The 23248-nt window shown below is 37.6% G+C and carries 21 protein-coding genes; 10 read left to right on the top strand and 11 right to left on the bottom strand.

The genetic code is table 11. The features are described 5' to 3' along the window. Window positions 1-92: 92 nt before the first annotated feature. Window positions 93-536, top strand: a complete 444-nt coding sequence (locus tag MKY07_RS02470; protein ID WP_339263678.1) for a GNAT family N-acetyltransferase — start codon at window positions 93-95, stop codon at window positions 534-536. An 11-nt stretch (window positions 537-547) separates the two neighbouring features. Then, window positions 548-1363: a murein transglycosylase gene (locus tag MKY07_RS02465; RefSeq protein ID WP_251689943.1), complete on the top strand. Its 816-nt coding sequence runs from the start codon at window positions 548-550 to the stop codon at window positions 1361-1363. A 48-nt stretch (window positions 1364-1411) separates the two neighbouring features. Here MKY07_RS02465 and MKY07_RS02460 read toward each other — a convergent pair whose 3' ends face one another. Next, complete coding sequence (locus tag MKY07_RS02460) at window positions 1412-2374, bottom strand: HTH domain-containing protein (protein WP_339263677.1); 963 nt, start codon at window positions 2372-2374, stop codon at window positions 1412-1414. Between the two features lie 108 nt (window positions 2375-2482). On the opposite strand from MKY07_RS02460, the gene MKY07_RS02455 reads away from it, so the two are divergent. Continuing rightward, window positions 2483-2962, top strand: coding sequence for a GyrI-like domain-containing protein (locus MKY07_RS02455; RefSeq protein WP_014824796.1), 480 nt, complete (start codon window positions 2483-2485; stop codon window positions 2960-2962). Between the two features lie 91 nt (window positions 2963-3053). On the opposite strand, the gene helD is transcribed toward MKY07_RS02455, so the two are convergent. After that, window positions 3054-5414 carry an RNA polymerase recycling motor HelD gene (helD, locus tag MKY07_RS02450; RefSeq protein WP_339263676.1) on the bottom strand — a complete coding sequence of 787 codons (2361 nt, stop codon included), beginning with the start codon at window positions 5412-5414 and terminating at the stop codon, window positions 3054-3056. Between the two features lie 348 nt (window positions 5415-5762). Between helD and MKY07_RS02445 the strand changes: the two genes are divergently transcribed. After that, window positions 5763-5918 (top strand): DUF6143 family protein, encoded by a 156-nt coding sequence (locus MKY07_RS02445; RefSeq protein WP_339263675.1) that lies wholly within the window; start codon window positions 5763-5765, stop codon window positions 5916-5918. Window positions 5919-5991: 73 nt separating this feature from the next. On the opposite strand, the gene MKY07_RS02440 is transcribed toward MKY07_RS02445, so the two are convergent. From MKY07_RS02440 to MKY07_RS02430, 3 genes are all read right to left on the bottom strand, one after another. Further along, window positions 5992-6537 (bottom strand): histidine phosphatase family protein, encoded by a 546-nt coding sequence (locus MKY07_RS02440; protein WP_008404642.1) that lies wholly within the window; start codon window positions 6535-6537, stop codon window positions 5992-5994. A 332-nt stretch (window positions 6538-6869) separates the two neighbouring features. Then, window positions 6870-7733 carry a glycine betaine ABC transporter substrate-binding protein gene (locus MKY07_RS02435; RefSeq protein ID WP_008404643.1) on the bottom strand — a complete coding sequence of 288 codons (864 nt, stop codon included), beginning with the start codon at window positions 7731-7733 and terminating at the stop codon, window positions 6870-6872. A gap of 326 nt (window positions 7734-8059) precedes the next feature. Further along, on the bottom strand, window positions 8060-8908 hold the full coding sequence (locus tag MKY07_RS02430; RefSeq protein ID WP_065216663.1) for an MBL fold metallo-hydrolase: 849 nt from the start codon (window positions 8906-8908) through the stop codon (window positions 8060-8062). Between the two features lie 312 nt (window positions 8909-9220). On the opposite strand from MKY07_RS02430, the gene MKY07_RS02425 reads away from it, so the two are divergent. After that, on the top strand, window positions 9221-10201 hold the full coding sequence (locus MKY07_RS02425) for an SMP-30/gluconolactonase/LRE family protein (protein WP_014824800.1): 981 nt from the start codon (window positions 9221-9223) through the stop codon (window positions 10199-10201). A gap of 107 nt (window positions 10202-10308) precedes the next feature. On the opposite strand, the gene MKY07_RS02420 is transcribed toward MKY07_RS02425, so the two are convergent. Together MKY07_RS02420 and MKY07_RS02415 are read right to left on the bottom strand one after the other, a co-directional pair. Then, the gene (locus MKY07_RS02420; protein WP_014824801.1) at window positions 10309-11739 is read right to left on the bottom strand and encodes an alanine/glycine:cation symporter family protein; all 1431 of its coding nucleotides are present in this window, start codon (window positions 11737-11739) and stop codon (window positions 10309-10311) included. A 222-nt stretch (window positions 11740-11961) separates the two neighbouring features. After that, complete coding sequence (locus MKY07_RS02415) at window positions 11962-13542, bottom strand: helix-turn-helix domain-containing protein (protein ID WP_339264615.1); 1581 nt, start codon at window positions 13540-13542, stop codon at window positions 11962-11964. Window positions 13543-13554: 12 nt separating this feature from the next. Here MKY07_RS02415 and MKY07_RS02410 point away from each other — a divergent pair, with 12 nt between their 5' ends. The 4 genes from MKY07_RS02410 to MKY07_RS02395 all read left to right on the top strand — a co-directional run bounded on the left by MKY07_RS02410 (window position 13555) and on the right by MKY07_RS02395 (window position 16527). Continuing rightward, a complete protein-coding gene (locus MKY07_RS02410; protein WP_339263674.1) occupies window positions 13555-13722 on the top strand; it encodes a DUF5058 family protein in 168 nt (55 codons plus the stop codon). Window positions 13723-13741: 19 nt separating this feature from the next. Then, window positions 13742-14449, top strand: a complete 708-nt coding sequence (locus MKY07_RS02405; protein ID WP_339263673.1) for a small-conductance mechanosensitive channel — start codon at window positions 13742-13744, stop codon at window positions 14447-14449. Continuing rightward, window positions 14446-15636 carry an amidohydrolase gene (locus MKY07_RS02400; RefSeq protein WP_339263672.1) on the top strand — a complete coding sequence of 397 codons (1191 nt, stop codon included), beginning with the start codon at window positions 14446-14448 and terminating at the stop codon, window positions 15634-15636. The genes MKY07_RS02405 and MKY07_RS02400 overlap by 4 nt, the downstream gene beginning before the upstream one ends. Window positions 15637-15948: 312 nt before the next feature. Continuing rightward, on the top strand, window positions 15949-16527 hold the full coding sequence (locus MKY07_RS02395; RefSeq protein ID WP_014824805.1) for an SET domain-containing protein: 579 nt from the start codon (window positions 15949-15951) through the stop codon (window positions 16525-16527). A gap of 94 nt (window positions 16528-16621) precedes the next feature. Here the strand turns inward: MKY07_RS02395 and MKY07_RS02390 are convergent, their stop codons facing one another. After that, window positions 16622-18811, bottom strand: coding sequence for a DNA topoisomerase III (locus MKY07_RS02390; RefSeq protein ID WP_065216668.1), 2190 nt, complete (start codon window positions 18809-18811; stop codon window positions 16622-16624). A 546-nt stretch (window positions 18812-19357) separates the two neighbouring features. Here MKY07_RS02390 and MKY07_RS02385 point away from each other — a divergent pair. Beyond that, window positions 19358-19558, top strand: a complete 201-nt coding sequence (locus MKY07_RS02385; protein WP_008404655.1) for a cold-shock protein — start codon at window positions 19358-19360, stop codon at window positions 19556-19558. Between the two features lie 717 nt (window positions 19559-20275). Here MKY07_RS02385 and MKY07_RS02380 read toward each other — a convergent pair. From MKY07_RS02380 to MKY07_RS02370, 3 genes are all read right to left on the bottom strand, one after another. Then, a complete protein-coding gene (locus tag MKY07_RS02380) occupies window positions 20276-21442 on the bottom strand; it encodes a PLP-dependent aminotransferase family protein (protein ID WP_008404656.1) in 1167 nt (388 codons plus the stop codon). A gap of 162 nt (window positions 21443-21604) precedes the next feature. Further along, window positions 21605-22792 (bottom strand): MFS transporter, encoded by a 1188-nt coding sequence (locus tag MKY07_RS02375; protein WP_339263671.1) that lies wholly within the window; start codon window positions 22790-22792, stop codon window positions 21605-21607. Next, the gene (locus MKY07_RS02370; RefSeq protein WP_008404661.1) at window positions 22789-23205 is read right to left on the bottom strand and encodes a winged helix DNA-binding protein; all 417 of its coding nucleotides are present in this window, start codon (window positions 23203-23205) and stop codon (window positions 22789-22791) included. The genes MKY07_RS02375 and MKY07_RS02370 overlap by 4 nt, the downstream gene beginning before the upstream one ends. Window positions 23206-23248: the final 43 nt, after the last annotated feature.

Below are 23248 nucleotides of genomic sequence, written 5' to 3'. Positions count from 1 at the left end.
AAATGTAATATTCAATTCCACTCCCTTTTATGGTATTAATTGTTAGTGCATAATGCACGACACTTCACTTTACATGAGAGAGGGTAAAAGAAATGCTACATTTAAAAACGATTACAAAAGACAATTGGATAAAAGCGATTTCATTAAAAGTGCGGGAGGATCAAGTAAAGTTTGTAGCATCAAATACGGTGTCACTGGCGCAGCTGAACTTTTTGGAAAATTTCCATGCGAAAGGAATTTACTATGGGGAGGAAATGGTCGGGTTCACGCTTTATGGTCTGGATGAAGAAGACCATGAGCACTGGATTTACCGTATGATGATTGACCAAAAACATCAGGGGAAAGGTTATGGCAAAGAGGCGGTTCAGCTCGTTATAGAGGATATTCAGAAAATGAAAGAACCTCACCATCAAACGATTAGCCTTTCCTATGAACCTGACAATGAGCATGCAAAGCGCATCTATAAAAAAATGGGCTTCCAGGAAATAGACGGCCTTGTTATTGAAGGTGAGCAAGTAGCACGCTATACGTTTTAGGAGAAACAGCGATGCAAATAATAAAGATAGTGTTACTGGCGTTACTGGCGATTCCAGCGTTCTTTATTTTAATACTCACGATTGCTTCATTTGATTATTTTTACTACCCGATTATCGGCTTCAAAGCAGAAAATGCCGCCGAAGCTTCTCTTGAAGAAAAATATAACGAAGACTTTGTGATTGATGAATCTACCTACTCCAAACCATTGGGCAATGATTTCGGGGATTACCATATTATCGCTCATCCAAAAAAGAATCCTGATCTGGAAGTTACGGTTTCGGTAAATGAGGATATGGAGCCGTTTTATGATACGTATTTGCAAATCCATTGGCGTGATGAACTGAATACGCGATTCGGGTTGCTGTATGAAGAGCTTTATGGAACGGTTGAAAAATACTCCTATATGGTAAATGTGTCATTTTCGGATGAAATCGAAGCACGATATGACCATAACGACACGTACGAAGAGATTTTGCAAAAAGAAGCTAACGGTATCGGAAATATTGTCTTTGCAAATGTTATTCTGGAATCCTCCAACAATATAAACGACCAGCTGGAGAAAGCCTATAAGATGATTCAGCATTTTAAAAATCAGAATTTAAATTACTTCAACATTGAAATTGTGTTCTTTAATGAAGATGTGCAAAAACAGCTGACGAAAAGGGACCGCAAACTACCCTATAATGAGTTTAACTTCAAACATTTGGATGATAGAACTGCCCGATTTTATTTTTCGTATGAATCAGAGGATGCGGAGTCTGTAAAAGAACTGAATGAGCTAAAATCTCCCGCTGATCTGGAGCAATATGTTAAAGATATAAATTGAAATTTGTCTTCAATGATAAAACCCACTTATACAGTTTAAGTGGGTTTTTCAACGGCAATATACGGACACGCTCTCTTGTATCCCTTTTAACACTTCTTCCGGCAATTTTCTAATTGTTATATCCGCTCCCAGAAACAGCAGCCAATTCGTTATTTCTACTATGTCTTCCTCGTTTTCAGTATTGATGAAAGCCTCTAGAATGGCTGTCGTTTGGTAAGGATTTGTATAGGAAATAGAAAGCTTTAAAGGATGATATTTTTTAAACTGCGCAATCGCTTTTGGACCAAGCTCAAGTACAAGGTTATTCTCTTTACTCCGCTCACTAAGCTTTTTTAAAATCTCCTTCTTACTGATTCTATTTTTCCCCTCGTCCGATTTTATATCGATAAGATGCGAGACAGGAAAAATCCGATTCTTTTCCTCACCTGCATCAAAGCCTTCTATCAGCCAGTTCCCCTTTTTATGATGAAGATACAAGAGATAAATTGAATATGTTTTTATTAACTTCCCTTCTTTCACTGAAATAATTAAATAGCGGTCAATCAGAAGTGTTTGTATAAGCTTTTCTATCACAGGATCAGGTAAATCGGATAAATCCAGCAAATCCGGATTGTGAGGGTTCGTACCTTCGAACAGCAAGATTTGGTTTAACAGCACAAGGTCGTCTTGCTGGTTTTCTGAAATTAAACCGAGTAGTTTCTCAGCTAACGACTGGCGACTTTTTAAATATGGAAGCTGTTGATTTCTTGTCGCCATAAAGGCAATAAAAAGAGCTTTAATCTCATTATCTGTAAAGCGAACAGCTGGAAGCACAGAATTATGCAGAACACTATAACCCCCTTCTCTTCCAACTTCAGCGACAAGGGGCATCCCAATAGTTTCAATTTCTCTAATATCTCGTATAGCCGTTGAACGCGAGATATTAAACTCTTGCATAATTTCAGAAATGGTAAAGTGAGCACGGTTGTTGATATACCGCATAATTGTATTAATCCGTTCAACTTTTTTCATTGGCGCCTCCGAAACAGTATCATATTCTGACATGATTTATGGCTATTATAAACCTATCAAGTAAAAAAACAAATCTTGATTAAAACAAAATTGAAAGAAGGGTTTTATATGGCAAATTACACGATTGAAGAAAAGGACAGCTTTGTTGTTTTAGGTTTCGGAACAGAACTAAAGAGCGATTACACAGACTATATGGGAATAAATAAAGAAAAGGCCGATTTTTGGCATGCGGTCAATGAGGATGGAAGACTGGATGCATTAAAGGCTGTAGCCACAAACGACTATATTTTTATCGTGAACGAAGCAGTGAATAATAAGATGATGCATTATGCCGGGGTTCTGACTGATGAAACATTACCAGAGGCAACTAGAGTTATCCAATTTCCTAAAGGTGAGTACGTAGTTGTTAAAGGCGAAGCTCCTACTGCAGAAGAGCTGGCCAATACTGTTACTGGAATTGCCTTTGGGCAAGCGTTACAAGAAGCAACAGATTATGCCTATGTAGGAGGTCCAAACGCAGCAGTTGTAATGGATCAACAAAACGGTCAGGTATACGGCGAAATGTGGATTCCGGTTATTAAGAAATAACAGGTAATATGGATTTTAGACCCAAAATTAAAATGGAGCCCGGTACACTCTCGGGCTCCGTTTACTTTAAGTTTTAATGAAACAACTATGTTTACCTAAGGCTTTCTGAATTCAACTCAAGTTGTACAAGGTTCTCTTTTAAAGGCTTTTGCATAAAAGGACTCGGTTTCCCTACACTATATAGTTGTAGCACGTGCATCGCTCTTGTACAGGCTGTATAAAAAATTCTGCGTAAACTTTCGTCTCCATATACGTTTTCGGATACGTCATAAATGATGACCGCTTCAAATTCAATTCCCTTCGCTAAATAAGAAGGAATGACTACAATTCCTTGCTCGAATTCCGCTGTACCACTTTTTATCAGTTTAATTCCGTCAATTTTATTTAACGCCTCAAATGCTGTCTTACTTTCTTCTGCTGATTTGCAAATAACTGCGATACTGCCATAACCTTCACTTTGCAATTCCGAAATTTTAGACATAATACGCTGATGCAATTCTGTATGATTCTCCACTTGGTTTAATACCGGCAACCCGCCTGCGCGCTCAAATGGAATGATTTTTTCTCCATTTGCAATAAGTCTCCGTGTAAATTCAATAATTGGCTTTGTCGAACGATAACTTCGGTTCATGTTGACAACTTCCGTCTCTTCTTCTCCATAGAGGTGGTTAAGTACTTGAAAATCTACCACTCCACTCGCATGAGCAAAAATAGCCTGATTAAAATCACCTAGCACTGTCATTTTTGCAGAAGGGAATAAGCGCTTCAGAAATTCAAATTGAAACGGCGAATAATCCTGCGCTTCATCAATGAGAATATGCTTGATCGAACGGTTCGTTTGAAAGCCTTGAATCAATTCCTGCAAAAACAGAAATGGTGTCGCGTCTTCATAATACAGCGTTCCCGCCTCCATCATTTGCAGTGTATCTTCGCATATTGCTTCCCACTCATCTGGTACTTCTACTTTTAATCGCTGTTGCATCAATAATGGATTTGTAAAAAGCTGTTTATACACGCCTTCTAAATCAATAAAGTCGAGTGTTTGAATTTGTTTTCTCACTGCCTTCAATTTCAGGCGGACGATTACTTGAATAAGTGCGTCATGATCCATTTCGTAATCTGCCTGCTCTTCTCGTTCAAAGCCTTTTTTCTTCGCTAAATATTTGTGAATTTTATGATATGTCTCATCACTTAGTAGCTCAATTTCTTCCTCTACCCATGGCTGAGAACGTTCAACTTTTTCAATTTCTTTAATTTTATTCATTAGCCAGTCTTTCAGTTTTTCAAGTCTGCTTTGGAAGCTCAGTGAGATATGATCCCCATAAAACTTCTCTGACAATTGCTGGGCTGATATGATTGTTTTCCCTCTGAACTTTATATCCTTAAATTGCAGGTCCGATTTTTCCAAAGTTTCACGGTATAATTTAATTGCCTCAACATATTTAACAGATGCTTTAAATTGAATGCCTTTTATTCTTGCGCTATACGAAGGGCTATTTGCTGCAGTCAGCACATATTCCAATTGGTGATATGGATTTTCTAAGTGAAAATCTTTACTTAAACGGTGATCCAAATATTCCTGGAATGTAACTTGCTGCATATTTTCTTCCCCGAGCTCCGGAAGTACGTTGGAAACATAGCTATTAAACATAGCATTTGGTGAAAATAATATAATTTGGTCGGCTTTTATACGGTCCCGGTATTTATATAATAGAAATGCGATTCTTTGTAATGCAGCAGAAGTTTTACCACTGCCTGCTGCACCGTGCACAATGAGCATACGCCCTTGATCATGGCGTATAATACGGTTTTGATCCATTTGAATCGTTGCTACGATACTTTGCATATACTTATCCGCGCCTTTTCCAAGCACCTTCTGTAAAATTTCGTCACCAATCGTGAGACTTGTGTCAAACATAGATTGCAGTTTTCCATCACGAATAACGTATTGCCACTTTTCCTTGAGATCACCGTAAACCTTGTCCCCAGGCGTTGTATACTGTGCGGGACCAGGCTCATAATCATAGTAGATGCTTGAAATCGGTGCTCTCCAGTCATAAATAAGGAAGTCCTCACCACTTGCATCCATCAAAGATGAAATCCCAATATAAATTTTCTCCTGCTCTGAAAAACCTTCTTCAAGAAAATCAATTCGTCCAAAATAAGGGACTGACTTCATCCGATGAAGGACAGCTAATCTTTTGGAGGCGTGATGGTGCGTACTTTCGCCTACAGCTAATGCCTGTGCTTCTTGTCTTAAGTTAATCACGGTTTCCAGAAAGTCATCAAACGAATCCGTATTCACTTTTATTTCATCCCAAAAATGCTTACGAGTATTTACTACTTCATTTCGGAGCTTTAACGTTTCTGATTCCAGTTGAAGTGTTTGATCATCAATTACGTTCACAACACTATTTAACCTCTTTTGTTCGTTCAGGAAATCTGCTTTCATAACATTCACTCCTTGAAAATATTTAAGAGTTGACTAATAAAGAAATTTTATATATAATTAGAATAAGGAATAATATACACAAGTATAAATAGTTATGTATATCTATATAAACTTACCACGTGTCCGCATTTTTTACAATGCATTTGGCAGGTGTATTTTTTTTGCCCTTAAATGGTAGCAGAAATAAAATAAACAACGATTGCTTACTCATTGAAGATTTACTGTCCATTACTAAATCTACATAAATTTTCGGTTTTAAGATTTATATTGGAGAAATTTCATTTTCTTGAAGGTATTAAAGATAACCGCACTTACTTATGATACGGTACATTTCCGTAACAAATTTAAGTGCGGTTTTCAGATATAGATTTAGATGAAGATGGAAAATTTATTTTTCCACCAGGTAGTTCATTTGTAATTTTCTTAATTTCACCTAATAATCAAATAGTTAAAGCAGATGTTGCATTCAGCTGGTTTGAAAAATTGAATATAGATGATAACTAATTTGTAAATCAGTTCATTCAATCGGGAATACCGTGCTTAGGTCTCCATGGTTTTTTGTTCACACAATATTCTTCTAACTATCTAATGTAGACCAATCTTCTAAAGATAGTTGACCAACAATATCATAGCCGTTACCTCGCCCTTTTGGCTTAATAATAACTGTCCCCATATAAGGGATTGGACCTAATCCAACCTTTGCAGGGAAAATGTGATCAACAATCATTTTATTATTTCCCTTATCCGGGATATATTCTAAAATTGATTGAAGATTACTCAAAATTATTTGCCTATCATTACTTGGTAAATTTTCGCTTAACCTATTTATCTCAACCCAAAAAGGATTAATTTGAACATTACCACTACCAAATGCTAACTGTGCTGTTTCGATTGTCCTGCAATAGGGACTTGAGGAAACAGGGATTTCGAATGGTATTCTTAAATACCGAAGTATTTCTCCATAGTAAATTGCTTGCCTACGTCCCGTTTCAGAAAGATTTCTCTGAGTTAAACAGTTTTGAAAGTTTAAGTTAGCTAAATCGCTTCCGACAGTCGCTTCTCCATGCCTTGCATAAAATATAAATCCCCCATTTCTAAGTGCATTAAGTAAGGTTTTATTCAAGTTTTGTCTCCTTTCCATAAATATCCTAGTATACTCCTAATGTATGACATGGGTTATTAGAAATAAAAAACAATCAGAAATAATTTATGTATTTTTGCACTGACCTAAAATAATGACACAAATAAAAAACACCTTTCGTTGAAAAATGGGTATTGAATACCAAGAATCAACATGGAGGTGTTTTTTTATGGGGATAAGAGTATGTTTTCTGCTAAGGTAAAAATAAAAGCGATCGAAATGAGACTAGCAGACATTCCCGTTAACCAGCGCTCCTTAGCATGATGACTTATATGCTGAGATCGATCAAATTGAGTACATCCGGTACTTGGTACTTAATTAACTTCTTTTGTCCAATCGGCAACTTTAGCTTCATTTTCTTCAATCCATTTTTTTGCTGCATCTTTCGGATCCATGCCTTCCATAATATCATACATAACACTTTCTATATCTTCCGGAGTCCAGTGGAAATTATCGAGAACACTGTATGCCTCAGGATTATCCTCTTTGAATCCATTACGTGCAAATGTACCGATATATTCTTCAGTTCCGTACATCCCTTTAGGATCATCTAAATACTTCAAATCAAATAAGTTAAATTTCCAGTGAGGAGACCAACCTGTCACTATGATTTCTTCTTTGTTCTCAATCGCTTGTTTAAGAGCCCCTGTCATTGCTACTGAAGATGAGCTTAGTACTGTCCACCCTTCAAGATTCGGATATATCTCATACGCCTTTTCTGTAGTTCCTGTTATATTTGCACCTGGTTCGATGCCCGTTATCGTTTTACCCGCTTCATCTGTTAAATCTTCGATGGAATCCACATCCATATAACTAGGGACTACTAACCCAATTTTTCCGCCTAACAAATTTTCACCTAAATCATCTATACGGCCTTTGTACTTCTCAACTTGCGGGGCGTGCGTCTGCGGTAGCCAAGCTGAAACCATGCCATCAACCTCTCCATTTGCAAGAGCTTCCCACATAATTCCATTATCTAAAGGCGTCAGCGTTACATCATATCCTAAATCTTCTAGAACTTGTCCTACTACATGAGTGGAGGCAACCTCAGTCTCCCATTCAACATAGGCTAAGTTGACAGCTTGTTTTTCTGTACCTTCAGCCTCCGAAGAACATGCAGCTAATAATAAACTTAATACTAAAATTAATCCTAGCTTCGATAAACTAATGAGTTTCATAAAATCTTCCTTTCTGATTGTTTTACTTATATGTAAAAATTAACATCTAACAACTTATAATTATAAATAGGTTGTTACTTTTGTCAAATTGGCAATTAATAAAGACGGTTTAAATTTTTAAGAATCAAAGGGGTTTTTGGGTTGCACAGTACAGGAAACAGCTGACTTATATAGGGGGAAATAAAAAGAGAATACCTTATAAATGTTCTCTCTATTAATTTTTCTTTGGTCTAACGTCTTTCAGAAAAAACCACCTAATTCGTTGTATATCAACAATTAGGTGGTTTTTCAAAATTGTAATTTTTTTCGTAAAGGAGCGCAATCAGTTAGTATCCATCGGCAAAATGGGAGATAGTTTCTAATTCATCTTCGGTAAGTTCCCTTTTTACATAGTTTTCGTATTCCTTCACTATTGTCGGTAAATCTCCCTTACAGACCTCTGTATATTTGGCAATCGTTCTTAGCATAACGACTTCTTTATCGAAAGCTTCTTTTGAAATTGGTTGTTGATGTGAAGGGATAAAGGTTTCCGCATCAAACGTTTCTAATACATCTAATAACCGTAAAGTTTCACTAATTGTATAGTGTACTTTTTCGGCATACATTCTTGGATAAATGCAGTCCCCTAAGAAAAGAATCTTCTCTTCTTTTATATACACAATGACAGAATCTGCAGCATGGTCCCCTCCAACTTGTTGTACAATACAAGTCACATCACCAAGATTTATCTCTGCCCTTTTCTCTATTGTAATATCCGGCAAAGTAATTTTAATATTTCGATGATTCGTGTATTCTTCCTTAATCGCTTTTGCACAAAATTCAATTTCCACGCCTTCATTTACTCGCGCATCAATGGCTTCATCTGACCATGAAAATGGAATAAGCTTCTCCATTTCCCTTTCAGTCTCTTTGGAGGCAATTGAAACAGTATCGGGTAATGCGGAAAGACCAAATATATGATCCCAATGCCAATGTGTTAGGACAACTAAATCCGGATTAGGAACTCCCCTTTTTTGAAGTTCATTCAGAAAATAAAGCATATGTTCTTCCGAGTTTCCTGCATCAATCATTAATGTCTTTTTACTGCCAACCACCATTCCTAAAATCGGGCGGTCAGTCAACGAGACTGGGGTGATATACCAAAAACTTTTACCTATTTTGTGTATAGAGTGCAAAAAGGTTGTCCCCCTTTCTTTTAAATCAAATGTTTATAGACTACATTCTTTGTTAAAAAGTCCAATTATATAGCAAGTATTTTTTATTATAGTCTAAATTTCCAGTATAACAAATAAAGAATTTTCTAAATAGCTAAAAATACTACTTTTTATTAGTTTCATTCGAGTTCTTTTTCTGCTATTTTGACCATTGAACAAATGATATGATACCAAGAATATAAGCGCTTATATTCTAAAAAGGTTAATAAATTAATTACTTCTTTCTTCTTGAATACTGTTTTAAAAAAATTCACTGTCATTTAGGAGGTATTTATGAGGTCTAAAAAAGGTGCACTTGTATGGATATTGGTTCTTGTTCTCTCCCTTATAACGGTCACATTCACTGGTGCTAAGGCATTGTATGAAACAAAGCCAGTGCCGGCAAAGGAAAGACATGACATTTCTGAAATTATTCATCAAAGCAGTAAATGGGAAAAGGTTGCTACAGGTAGTGGATTCATGGAAGGTATCAACTTTGATCGTAAAGGAAACATCTGGTTAGTTAGCCCGACAACTGGCGAAATCTTAACTATTAAAGGCGACAAAGTTGAAAAAGTTTTAGGAGATAAAGATAAATTAATGCCAATTGGAGCTAAGTTCCATAAAGATGGTCGCCTATTTATTACGGATGGCAAAGGTGAATTATATTCCTACAATCCTGCTACTGGCGAACGCAAAACCATTGTCAATTCTTACGACGGGAAACCTTTAAACGGTTTAAATGACCTTGTTTTTGACGAAACAGGTGGTCTTTACTTTACTGAGCCAATGGGTTCTAGTGCTACTCATCCAACAGGTCGCGTCTTCTACTTACCTCCTGGTAAAACTGAAGCAATCCTCTTCTCAGAGAATATTGCTTATCCTAATGGGATCACTATTTCGGCAAATGGCCAACGCGTCTATATATCAGAGTTTGATAAAAATCAAATTCTATCAGTACCTTCTGTAAATGCTGCAAATTCTCCTGAATCACCGTTTATTTTCGCTCGTTTTGAAGGTGGAATCGGTCCGGATGGCTTAGCTGTAGATGCTGAAGGTAATCTGTACGTAGCCCATTTCCAAGCTGGAGAAGTAGTAGTGGTTGACGCCAATGGTTTTAAATACGGAACCATTCGCCTTCCTGAAGATGCAGGAACATTCGCAACAAACTTAGCTTTTCATGATGGGTACCTGTACGTAACCGAATCATCAAAGAACGAGGTGTGGCGTATTCAAGTAAAAAAGAAGGGTCTACAGCCATACGGGTTAAACTAGACTCGCTTCTAATATAATGTAATGGGGCAATCACCATTTTAGTGATTGCCCCAATTTAAATTTTAATAGCTATTTACGAAGTAGTATTCCTGAATGAAAGCTCAAATTTAACGTTTTCCTTCTATTTCTTCATCTTCGCCCCAGCACTCCACCTCACCTAAATTAGGTACGTTTTTCTTATAGAATACTGGATCTTTGCCTTGCTTCCGTTGAGTTAAATAATCATTAATAACCGGTTTGGCCACTTTCCAAAGTTGGAGAATAGCAATTAAGTTAATGATCGCCATAAAGGCCATAAACAGATCCGCTAAATCCCATACAACTTGTACCTTTGCAATGGAACCAAACATAACAAAAAGTACGACAAATATACGGAATACTAATAAACCAGTCTTTGAATCTTTTATAAAACTAATATTCGATTCACCGTAATAGTAATTGCCAATAACCGTACTAAAAGCAAACATAAATACAATGATCGCTAAGAAGCTGCCTGCCCAATCACCTAAACTTCCGACTAAAGAGGCTTGCGTTAAATTGACTGAAGTTGCGTCAGATTGAAGGTATGCATCGCCTAATAATACGATTGCCGCTGTTGCTGTACAAACGACTAATGTGTCTATAAATACACCAAGGGCTTGAATTAACCCTTGCTTTACTGGGTGGGAAACAGCTGCTGTTGCTGCTGCATTGGGTGCAGAACCTATCCCTGCTTCATTTGAGAATAATCCCCGTTTAATACCATTCATAATTGCTGCCCCGATCATTCCCGCAAAGGCTTCTTCCAATCCAAAGGCAGACTTTATGATAAGAAGAAATACATTCGGAATTTCGGAAATATTGAGGAATACAACAATAAGAGCAATTATAATATACAAAATTGCCATAACAGGAACAACTATTTGAGTAAAGCTAACAATTCTCTTTAATCCACCGAAAACAATAATCCCTGTTAAAGCAGCCAATACTAAACCTACTACAAATCGATTGGCACCAAAACTTTCTTCAAATGCAATGGAAATCGTATTTGCCTGGACAGAATTAAAAATAAAGCCATACGTAATTGTAATGACAACAGCAAAAAGAATACCCATCCATCTTTTATTTAAGCCTTTTTCCATATAATAAGCAGGACCACCACGAAACAATCCAGTACTCTTATCTTTCACTTTATATACTTGTGCTAATGTACTTTCAATTAGTGCAGATGCCGCTCCGATCAGCGCAATCATCCACATCCAAAATATCGCACCGGGACCGCCAAGAGCAATTGCCGTCGCGACACCCGCTATATTACCTGTTCCAATTCGAGAAGCAGCAGAAATTGTAAAAGCCTGAAAAGAAGATATACCTTTTTTTCCTGACTTATCTGTTGGCGCCGATTCTGTTATAAGTTTAAACATTTCACCTATTAATCTAAATTGAATAAACTTTGTTTTAACCGTTAAAAATATGCCTGTTCCTACTAATAAAATTATTAATACATATGAATATAATATTGTATTCACTTCACCCAATATATTACCGAACCAATCCATTGTTTCACTTCCTCTATTTTTTCAACTTTTTCTGTTGGTATGTAGGCCGTGCTACTTCGTCAACTATTAAAATTCTGCACCAACATCTCCTAAATACAAAGTCATTTTCCTACACCGATGCTAACTTGTCCTATTTTATACTCACTTGAAATTTTAGTATACATTTTTATTAAGATGTATTAATTTTCTAGCATGACAGTTATCCTCCTCACTCCCCTATATTTACTCTCGTTTTTTTACAGGCGTTAAGTAATTTTCTTTTAAATAACAAGCTAATTGTATTTTCAGTGCATCTTCCTGTATTTGAAACGAGATATTTAATATTTGCTCAATTCGGCTTAATCGCTGGTACAAAGTGTTGGTATGAATATGTAAATGCTGTGCTGTTTGCTGAACGGAGCGATTAAATCTGAAATAGGCCAACAATGTTTCATACAGGTGACTTTTATTGGCTTTAGTCAATAACTCACCGATTTGGTCATGAATGAAGTTTGCCAAGTCTTTTGGCGGGACTTGTAAAATCAGCTGGTTGAGACCGATTTTATCGTAGCTCGTAATTGTCCATTCATCACGTACATGTAAAAAGCGCAATGTTTGCAGCGCTTCTTCGTATAGAGAAGAAACTGTCTGTAGGGTTTTATATTGTTTACTAATTGCGCACCGAAAAAGCGGTTTATGCAGTGATTGCCACTTTTTTTGTAGGCGCGAGAGTGTTTCGTTTAATGTTGGAAGCATTGCTGGTGACGGCACACCGATTAAAAGAGTGATTTTGTTTTTTTCATAAAAAAGTAATTTCCGTTCACCTGTAAATTGTTCCTTTAGCATGGAGATGAACTGATGTAAATATTGTTCAATCGATAACATGTCGGCCGTTTGTTTGAACTCGAAAATACATAATCGGTAGTAGTCCAGCACATCTAGATCAAGTTGATATGCCATAGAAGCAACTGTTTTTTGATTAGGTGCATCGATGATCTGCTGGAATGTTTCCTGCATTCGTTTGTTATGGTGCTCCAGAACATTTTTATTGCGTAAAATTTGCAGTGTTAAAATATTGGCCCCCTGCTCCAGTGTTTGCTGATCTTTGTAGGAAATGATGCCTTTCTGTTCAATAATCATACTCCCTAAACAAATATCCAAATTATAGAGAGGATAAACAATAAAGCTGCGGTCATTTTTAAGCCGATACTCAAATGGCTTCATTTTCAAGAATAATTGTTTTTTTATTTTAGCTTTTGTGTGAGGGGGAATGGACTGATCATCTTCAAAAAACACATCATCATATGCATCATAAAAACCAATTGGTAATTGTGTTAAGTTTTTTAGTTCATTTAAAATGACGGAGATCGGTTCGTTTTGTAAGAGCAATTGATTTAATGTAGCATGCACATCATAGCGCTGTTTAAGAAGGGTATGTTTTGTCTCTAATGCCAGAGATAATTCGTGCGCTTCTTTTACTTTCTCAGTCATCTGTTCATAATACTGGGCTTTTTGAATTGCCACCCCTACCTGATCGGCAAAGGCTTGAAAAAATAATAGATCTTCTTGTGTGAGGTCTCTTTTCTTTTGAAGCTGGTGAAGGATCATGATGCCGATTGGCTTAGCATCAACAGTTATCGGTACACAAAGAGCTGCTTGCGGAACATGTGCGCTCTTTAATATTGTCTGTAAATTACGCGGGCTTACATTTTGATGGTACATAGCAGCCATAATTTCATCGTAACTGTTAAAGAACTCACCGATTCCTGTCGCAAATACACGACCAGTAATGGCCTCATTCGGCTTTGTTTGAAATTGTTCAATAAGTGGCGGGAAATGAAGATCGCAAAAGGTATGAATGAAACGATTATTTTTATAGTCGCTTTACTTATAATGCCGGTTATTATGTGGGCAGCTCAACGCTTTAACCAGAATTGGCTCCGTGAGTGGTCACTAGGACTAGTTATTTTAATCGGTATGAGCGTCGGGTATTTCTTAATTTAATTGAAGGAGGATGATTAAAATGGTCGTTTTAGAGCGTCACACAACAGATGCTTCACCTACAAAAAGCGAGGAAAACTTTGCAATGTTTCATAGTCAGGCACATTTCTGGGGTCGTCTTACTATTTGGAGTGTCATCATTTGTACGATAGCCCTTCCCCTCTATTTATCATTTGGTCTAGGGTACCATCCAGGTTGGTCTGTTATCTTAACAGGTTTTTTAAGTTACGGGGCCGTTGTATCGATCATCTGGTTTGTCGAGCCAATTAGCTACTACCCTATTTTAGGTGTGTCGGGCACGTATTTGGCCTTTCTAACAGGTAATATCGGAAATATGTGCTTACCTAGCGCATCTATTGCCCAATCCATCGTAAAAGCAGAGCCAGGGACGCGCAAAGGTGAAGTTACCGCAACATTAGCGATTTCTGCCGCTTCCATTGTGAATACAACAATGCTTATAGCTGTGATTTTAGGGGGGTCTTACTTAATTAATGCGTTGCCTGAGTCAATCCGCGCCAGCTTCAGCTTTGTATTGCCGGCTATCTTTGGTGGAGTGCTTGCGCAGTTCGCATTAAAAAAACCCGTTTGGGGAATCGGTGCTATTGGATTAGGGATTTTTGCAGCGCTTGGCCCCATTCCGCCGTCGTTCCAAACATTTATTTGTATTGCAGGAACAGTCCTCTTTGCCGTAATTCTTGAAAAAATGAAAGCGAGTGAACAAACATCATGACAATTAAACAACAGTTAATGGATAAGTTAGCAGCACGAAACGATGAGATGATTGCCATTCGCCGTCATCTACACGAACATCCGGAACTCTCCTTTGAAGAACAGCAAACAGCACAGTATATCGCGGATTTCTATGCAAATAAAGACGTAAAGGTCCATCGCAATGTCGGCAATGGGTACGGAATTATTGTAGAAATTCAAGGGCAAAATCCAGGTCCTGTCATCGGGATACGTGCAGATTTTGATGCTTTACCGATTGAAGAAGAAACAGATGTCCCATTTAAATCGAAAAACCCGGGTGTCATGCATGCTTGCGGTCATGACGGTCATACCGCGTATTTACTCATTTTAGCGGACTGTCTCATCCAGTTAAAAGATGAATTGCACGGAACAGTGAAAATTATTCATCAGCATGCAGAGGAAAAACCGCCTGGTGGTGCCAAAAGTATGATGGCTTCCGGTTTACTCGATGACTGTGAAATTATTGTTGGGGCACATTTATTCCCAACATTTAAAGTCGGACATATCGGATATCGTGCTGGCGCTGCAATGGCCGGCCGCTCATTTTTCAAATTGGTCGTACATGGTACAGGGGGGCATGGTTCGTCCCCTCACCTGGCGAATGATGCAATTGTTGCAGCCTCGAACTTTGTAACGACTGTACAAACGGTTATTAGCAGACGGTTAAACCCGTATGATATGGGTGTCGTTACAATCGGTTCATTTGATGGAAAAGGAACGTTTAATGTTATTAAAGATGCCGTAACGCTTGAAGGTGATGTGCGTTATATGAACGACACTGTTCACGCTACGATTGAAAAGGAAATCAAACGGTTAGTAGACGGTTTAGAAGTCCAGTTTGGTGTTACTTGCACGCTCACTTACAAAAAGGATTATCCACCGTTAGTTAACGATAAGGACCTGACAAACTTTGTCGTTGAAATATTGGAAGCTTCGGAACAGGAAGAAATCATTGCGATTGAAGAAGCACCGTTGTTTTCAGGGTCAGAGGATTTTGCGTATTATGCACTCGCAAAGCCGTCCACTTTTTATTATATTGGCTGCCAACCAACGTACTTAGATGTACCTTATATGAACCATCATCCAAAGTTTGATATTGATGAACGGGCATTATTAGTTGCAGCAAAAGCTGGTGCAGAAGTCGTTGCTAAATATTGCTTAAAATAAAGTTGCCTAAATGCCATTATTCTCTAAGGAGAAAATGGTATTTTTGATGTGTTTAAAATTAATTCCCCTTTATCCAACAGGTCATACATACCCCCATCAAAACATCCCTATCCTCATGATTTTGTAATGAAATGAAATTCTCCCTCTACAATAAAATCCAATGCATCAAAGCATTATAAATACTGACTAAAGCCTATTCCAAATAGAAAGTAATGACATAAACATATTAAAACAATCTGTTTTCAAGGAAATAACTTGTCTCTTATTCAACATAACATTTAAATGGGTTTTACTTTTAAGGAGGAATAACAAATGATGCATCCACATACAGAAATTCAATTTGTCAGTGAGCAGGTAGGCGTCGGTGTCTTTGCAACTAAACTAATCCCTAAAGGGACGATTGTTTGGATTAAAGATGGCCTTGACTTGATGCTGACAGAGGAGTTTATCGAAAGCCTTGGTGATTTGCAAAAAGCGGATGTCTATAAATATGCGTACTTAGAAACTGACGGTATCTATGTCCTTCATTGGGATCACGCAAAATATATGAATCACAGTTTCAAACCAAATTGTGTCGATACAGCTTATAATTTTCAAATGGCCGCAAAAGACATTCAACCTGGCGAGCAATTAACATGTGATTATGGAACTTTAAAAGGTGTTGAGGATTTTGAGTGCATCTCTGAGGAAGGCACATCGAGAACTAAAGTAACGGCAAATGACTATTTAACCTATTATGAAGAATGGGATGAAATGGCACGGGATACATTCAAATATTTCAATGCCGTAGAGCAGCCGTTAAGGTATTTAATCAACAAGCAATACGTTAACAAAGTGAATGCCGTTGCGAATGGTACTGCGCCAATGGATTCGATTCTTACGCTATATTAGATGAATTTAAAGAAACTACGGTACCCATTTAAAACATAAAAACCGCACTTGTTAAAGTACGGTTTCCATTCCTGCATGTAATCAATAAAGCGAATTACTCATCAAATTTCATGCCTTTTAATAAATCCGCAAACGCGTTATTAATTGGCTCTACTTCTTTTTCTTGCTGCTTCAAATATTTTTGAACACTGCGTTTATCAACTTTACCGCCGCCTTCTTTTTTACGGCGCGCTTCGAATGCGGATAATTTTTCGCGGTAACCGCACTTACATACAAAAATTTGGCCTTCACCTTGTCCGTGCAGCTCCAGCTTTTTCTTACATTGCGGACAACGGGCATTCGTTACACGCGAGACATTTTTGCGGTGACCGCACTCACGGTCCTGGCATACGAGCATTTTTCCTTTTTTCCCGTTTACTTCAAGCATTGGCTTTCCGCAATCCGGGCAGGACTTCGTTGAAATATTATCATGCTTGAACTTTTTATCGCTGTTTTTAATATCGGCAACGATTGCTTTTGTATGCTGCTTCATTTCATTAATGAAGACATCTTTTTTCAGCTTGCCCATAGCAATTTGCTCAAGCTTTTGCTCCCATTGTGCCGTTGTTTCCGGAGATTTTAGTTCATTCGGTACCAAATCCAGCAGCTGGCGGCCTTTTGACGTAATATGAATGTCTTTTCCACGCTTCTCAATAAGGAACGAATTGAACAATTTATCGATAATATCGGCACGTGTCGCAACAGTCCCTAGCCCACCTGTCGATTTTAATGTATCGGCAAGCGCTTTGTTTTGCGTGTTCATATATTTCGCCGGATTTTCCATCGCTGTCAGTATTGTCGCCTCTGTAAAACGCGCTGGCGGTTTTGTTTGTCCAGATGTTTGGGCAAGCAATGTCACGTTTAGCACTTGTCCTTTTTCAAGACGCGGCAACAGCTGTTCCTTCACATCCTCTGAAGTTTCCTCGTCATCAAAACGATTCGAGTATACTTCTTTCCACCCAGCAGAAATAACCGTCTTACCGCGTGCGATAAATTTCTCTTTCCCGATTTCGGCTTGAACTGTTAATTGCTCATACTCATGTGCAGGGAAAAGAACTGCAAGGAAACGTTTTACAACCAGATCGTAAATTTTACGCTCTTTATCATTGAAGTTCGCAAAATTCACATATTCTTCAGTCGGAATAATCGCATGGTGATCGGATACTTTACTATCATCAACAAACGATTTACTTGCTTTAATCGGCTTTGTTAGTACTTTGTTTGCTAACGTACGATATTCCCCTACAGAACAAGCTTTCAAACGCTCAGGTAATGTGCTGACAATATCGGATGAAAGATAACGTGAATCCGTACGCGGGTATGTGAGCACTTTATGTGATTCATATAGCTTTTGCATAATATTCAACGTTTCTTTTGCTGAATATCCGAATAGCTTATTCGCATCACGTTGTAATTCAGTTAAATCATAAAGTCCAGGAGAAAATGTCTTTTTCGGTTTACGTTCAATATCGATGACTTTCGCATTTTGCTTATCTAATGTATGAACGATTTTGTCGATCTTTTCTTTATCAAAACTGCGTGCATTGCCGTTTTGATCCTGCCATGTCAATTTCAGCTCTTTCGTTTGAGCTTCGATTCCGTAATACGTTTGAGGTTTGAAATTCTTTATTTCATCTTCACGAGCGGCAACCATTGCAACAACCGGTGTTTGTACACGACCTGTATTAAGCTGTGCATTAAATTTCGTCGATAATGCGCGACTTGCGTTCAGTCCGATATACCAGTCAGCTTCACTTCGGGCAACCGCTGCATAATATAGATTTTCATATGCTTTCCCTGGCTTTAAATTCGCAAAGCCTTCTTTAATCGCTTTATCGGTAACCGAAGAAATCCATAGACGTTTAACCGGTTTATTTACTTTTGCGCGTTCAATAATCCAGCGTGCAACAAGTTCTCCTTCACGACCGGCATCTGTTGCAATAATAATTTCATTAACATCATTACGTGTAAGCTGTGATTTTACGGCATTGTACTGTTTGCTTGTCTGCTTGATTGTTGTTAGTTTCAGACGTTCGGGCAGCATCGGTAAATCTGCTAAATCCCACTTCTTATATTTCTCGTCGTAGCTTTCCGGATCTGCCAGCGTTACTAAATGTCCTAAAGCCCATGTGACGATATATTTGTCTCCTTCTAAAAATCCATTACCTTTTTTATGACACTTCAGCACATTCGCAATATCCCGTGCAACTGAAGGTTTCTCTGCTAGTACTAAGCTTTTAACCATTGTAAACAATCCTTTCGTAACTCTTTGAACCAACTATACCATACATCAATAGTACCTAGACGTATTTGCTTTACGTCCGTTTTTGAAAAAATATAATTGAATGTCACAATAAATTTGTATAAGAATATAATATGATGTTTAGCTTTTGAAAGGACGGGTATATTAGTTTTAAGCAACAAAATTATTCAAAAATGATTTTGGGTAGTTGATAACGAATATTTTTTAATAAAAGGTAAAAAAATTATTAAATACATAAATTTTTACTTATTATTCCTTTTAAACAATATAAAAGCACTATTATATCGGTATATTCAACTCATACTATCCCTTCATTTGTACGAAAAATCAAAATTCTCTACTGTATTTCGAGAATTTTTAGTAGACATTTGGATAATGTTGTTATACAATAAACTTAATTAAATTGCTTAAGCTGTTTACGATCAATTCACATATTAAAAAAGTGAACGTGTACGCTCCCTTTTTTAATGTGTGAATTTTTTATACATTTAGCAATTCAATTAATTAATTTTTTGGAGGTTTTCTCTCATGCAACAAGGTACAGTAAAATGGTTTAACTCAGAAAAAGGTTTCGGTTTCATCGAAGTTGAAGGCGGTAACGATGTATTCGTACACTTCTCAGCTATCCAAGGCGAAGGTTTCAAAACTTTAGACGAAGGTCAAAAAGTTGAATTCGACGTTGAAGAAGGCAACCGTGGCCCACAAGCTACTAACGTAACAAAACTTTAATTCTAACGAATTAAGTTCACATAGTTAGTTGCAAGAAGCATACTCTATTGGGTATGCTTCTTTTTATAGTTTCATAATGATGAAAAAAATTGCCGTGCCGGAGATTAACTTTCGGCACGGCTATTTCTATTTTTTACACCTATTCATGTTTCGTTCGTTTCTTGAATAATATAATCGATTTGATAAATAGCTATTACTGCCCAAATCGCGATGATGGTAAATGTACTTATTAACTCCGGAAGGTCCCCCTCCTGCTTGTGAAAGTTCTGCTATTTGCGATAACTGTGTGCTTGGCAACCATTCAACCACTTTAAAACGAGTACATTTAATGAAGAAAGTTGATGAAGGCATCATATCGACGGTGAAATGTCGCAAATTGAAATTATATAGTGTAAATCGATGTATCGTATACCCTATTTCCCAGGAAATCCATTATAATCCGACAATCTCTTTTAACTCCGTAACTTTTGTTCATGATAACGGCACTTCTAATTTATTTGTAATTTGAAGGGATAAGCTGTATGTAACTATTGCGTGTGCATGTAATTATTTCCCTTACTTTTTGCAAATTAACGATAGAGGAACGGTGTTAGTGGAAAAAGCAGAAATGGTGCAACGGTTTTTTAAGTTCACATATCCTTTTATCTTTGTATAAATACACAGAATAAGAAAAGCTATCACTCGAATTTCTCCGAGCAATAGCTCCCCCACATTTTCTTATAATATTTCCGCTAAACGTTTAATACCCTCTTCGATCGTTTCCGGTGTTGCATTTGTATAGTTCAAGCGTAGTGTGTTAACTGATTCTTTATCCGTGTAAAATGGATTTCCCGGCACGAATGCCACTTTTTTCTCCATCGCCTCCGTAAACTTATCAAGCGCATTTACTCCTTCCGGAAGTGTGACCCACACGAACATACCGCCTTCAGGTTTTGTATATTTCACATATGGTGGGAAATATTTTTCCATTGCCGCCAGCATTGCATCCGCTTGTGTTTTGTATAGCGCTATAATTTTTTCAACATGCGCTTCATATTCATTATTCGTTAAATACTGGTGCAAAATATATTGTGCAAAAATATTAGTATGTAAATCCGTTGCCTGCTTCGCAGTTTCGACATGATTTAGTAGTTCATGGTTTTTCGTCAAAATATAACCTAGGCGCATACCTGGTGTAACCGTTTTTGAAAACGAACCTAATACGACACTGTTCGTCATCTTCCCTGCTGCGATATACGGCAAGTGTTCACCAGTAAAACGAAGCTCGCCATATGGATCGTCCTCGATAAAAATGACATCTTGATCTTTTACCGCCTCAAACACTTCTTCACGGCGCTCTTTCGTATACGTTAACCCAGTAGGATTTTGGAAATTTGGTACTGTATATACCATTTTCACATTTGGCTGTTTTAGCGCATCCTTAAACTGTTCAACATTCAGCCCTTCTGTTTCCAGTGTGACACCGTAGAAACTTGGTTCACGTAATGTAAAAGCCTGGATCGCGCCTAAATAGCCTGGCTCTTCAATAACAACGCCGTCCCCTTTGTTCAGCAAAACTTTGGAAATTAGCTCCAATGCCTGCTGGGATCCTGTCGTAATAAGGACATCCTCTGCTGTATAATTTAAATTCGATTGCTTGTTATTAAGCTTGTCTGCAATATACTGACGTAGCGGCAAATAGCCTTGTGTCGTAGAATATTGGAATACCTTTGCACCATTCGCATCAATCGCATCATTTACCGATTGTTTTAACTCATCAATTGGAAATGAGATTGGATTTGGCAAGCCTCCCGCAAATGAAATGACGTCGTACGCATCCGTTACCTTTAAAATATTGCGGATGAATGATGACGGGGTTTTTAAAATACTATCAGAATATTGCATAGTGGACTCTCTTCCTTTTTGTAATTTTCAAAATTTTATCACTTTTCAACTAAATACACAATAAGCATGTACCATTTTAGAAGATACATGCTTATTGCTAGTATGATCCTGACATGAAGTTGTTATTCCGATTATTTACCTAAACTGATAAACTGTCATAACTTACGCTAGCCTTTGCTTTCTTCCTACTAATAAATAGTAAAGCGGGATACAAATAAGAATTAGCGGAATCATAGAAACGAAGATTGTTCGGTATGTTGTATGGGGTTCGATCATTCCAAGAATAAAAGGCCCTACCCCTAATCCTAAATCGTACAAAATAAAATATGTCGATGTTGCTAAGCCGAATCGATGAGGCTCCGTTACTTTAACCGCAATTGTTTGAGCAATGGAATTGAAGTTCCCGTAGCCAAAACCAATTAGGACAGCTGCTACTAACAGCATCCAGCCTGCAGATGCCTGGCTAAACAGCAACATTCCTACTGCGAATACAGCAAGACATGGGTATACAATCACGTTGGGACCGCGAACATCCATTAATTTCCCTGTAAACGGGCGGGAAATAATGACAATTCCTGCATATGCCAAGAAGAAATAGCTTGCCGCTTCCACTAAGTTGATTTCTCTTGCATAAAACGTAATAAACGTCATGACGCCAGAGTACGCAAAACCGATTAATAAGGCAATAAATGAAATCGGAAGCGCTTTTGGTTCAATAAATTTTTCGATAAACGATAACTTCTCTGTCTGTTGCCCATTTTGCTTGTTCACTGGTGGTAAAGAGATTTTAACAAAGAAATAAGCAATTAGTAACATAAGCGAAAGACCGGTGTTCATATAGAAAATGACATCAAAGCCATTTTCAAGCTTCAGCATGAACATGCCGACGAATGGACCAATGGCTGTTGCCAGAACCGCGCTAAGACTAAAGTATCCAATCCCTTCTCCTTTACGTGAGATCGGTAAAATCATAGCAACAATCGTACCTGTCGCTGTCCCGATCGTCCCGACTGCAATCCCTTGCAATAGGCGGATGATCAATAAATAGACAACGCCCCACTCCATTAAATAGAGTGTTGTTGTAACAAAAAATAAGACAAGGCCAATTAAAAGCATCTTCTGTGGCCCGATATTGCCGATAAGACGCCCAGCCCCTAACCGGCCGATCAATGAACCGATAATAAAAATACTCGAAACAAGCCCCGCAATACTTGTAGAAACATGGTATGTATCTACTGCATAACTTGAAATAGTCACCATTAAAAGAAAGAACATTAAAATGGATACAAAGTTAATGATCGATACAATAATAAAATCTTTCGTCCATATAGGTTCTTTTATTTCCTTCATTCTAGCCCTTCTTTCAATATTTTCTCCATATCAGACAGCGCTTTTTTGAAAAGCTCCTGTTGTTCATCTGTCAGGTTATTTAATAGCTGATCTTGTAGAAATTTAATTTCCGGGGAAATATTTTCATACAATTTTTCTCCTTTTTCCGTCAAACTTATATATTTTTCACGTCTGTCATTGCCTTGTTTCAGTTGGATAAGCTCTCGTTTCGTCAATGTCTTAACATTTGCAGAAACAGTTGGCTTCTCGACATCCCAATATTTCGCGATTTGACTCATTGTAGCCAGCTCTTCATTCGCCAAATATTGCATCAAAGACCAGTTGGCATTGGACAGTTCATGCCCTGCCAGCATACTAGTAAGACGCTGCATATAACGTTTATGAAAACGGTGCAATTGTAAAAAGAAAGTCATAATTAGATTACCTCCCTTTATTTTCTATAATGGTTAGTTAACC

Source organism: Solibacillus sp. FSL W7-1472, from assembly GCF_037969775.1.
Classification (GTDB): domain Bacteria; phylum Bacillota; class Bacilli; order Bacillales_A; family Planococcaceae; genus Solibacillus; species Solibacillus silvestris.
Note: the sequence above shows the minus strand (reverse complement) of the source record. Positions and strands in the feature narration are given on the sequence as shown.

Coding starts and splice junctions, on each gene's coding strand:
- MKY07_RS02470 (WP_339263678.1), top strand. CDS start 93: ATGCTACATTTAAAAACGATTACAAAAGACAATTGGATAAAAGCGATT.
- MKY07_RS02465 (WP_251689943.1), top strand. CDS start 548: ATGCAAATAATAAAGATAGTGTTACTGGCGTTACTGGCGATTCCAGCG.
- MKY07_RS02460 (WP_339263677.1), bottom strand. CDS start 2,374: ATGAAAAAAGTTGAACGGATTAATACAATTATGCGGTATATCAACAAC.
- MKY07_RS02455 (WP_014824796.1), top strand. CDS start 2,483: ATGGCAAATTACACGATTGAAGAAAAGGACAGCTTTGTTGTTTTAGGT.
- helD (WP_339263676.1), bottom strand. CDS start 5,414: ATGAAAGCAGATTTCCTGAACGAACAAAAGAGGTTAAATAGTGTTGTG.
- MKY07_RS02435 (WP_008404643.1), bottom strand. CDS start 7,733: ATGAAACTCATTAGTTTATCGAAGCTAGGATTAATTTTAGTATTAAGT.
- MKY07_RS02425 (WP_014824800.1), top strand. CDS start 9,221: ATGAGGTCTAAAAAAGGTGCACTTGTATGGATATTGGTTCTTGTTCTC.
- MKY07_RS02420 (WP_014824801.1), bottom strand. CDS start 11,739: ATGGATTGGTTCGGTAATATATTGGGTGAAGTGAATACAATATTATAT.
- MKY07_RS02410 (WP_339263674.1), top strand. CDS start 13,555: ATGAAGATCGCAAAAGGTATGAATGAAACGATTATTTTTATAGTCGCT.
- MKY07_RS02405 (WP_339263673.1), top strand. CDS start 13,742: ATGGTCGTTTTAGAGCGTCACACAACAGATGCTTCACCTACAAAAAGC.
- MKY07_RS02400 (WP_339263672.1), top strand. CDS start 14,446: ATGACAATTAAACAACAGTTAATGGATAAGTTAGCAGCACGAAACGAT.
- MKY07_RS02395 (WP_014824805.1), top strand. CDS start 15,949: ATGATGCATCCACATACAGAAATTCAATTTGTCAGTGAGCAGGTAGGC.
- MKY07_RS02390 (WP_065216668.1), bottom strand. CDS start 18,811: ATGGTTAAAAGCTTAGTACTAGCAGAGAAACCTTCAGTTGCACGGGAT.
- MKY07_RS02385 (WP_008404655.1), top strand. CDS start 19,358: ATGCAACAAGGTACAGTAAAATGGTTTAACTCAGAAAAAGGTTTCGGT.
- MKY07_RS02380 (WP_008404656.1), bottom strand. CDS start 21,442: ATGCAATATTCTGATAGTATTTTAAAAACCCCGTCATCATTCATCCGC.
- MKY07_RS02375 (WP_339263671.1), bottom strand. CDS start 22,792: ATGAAGGAAATAAAAGAACCTATATGGACGAAAGATTTTATTATTGTA.
- MKY07_RS02370 (WP_008404661.1), bottom strand. CDS start 23,205: ATGACTTTCTTTTTACAATTGCACCGTTTTCATAAACGTTATATGCAG.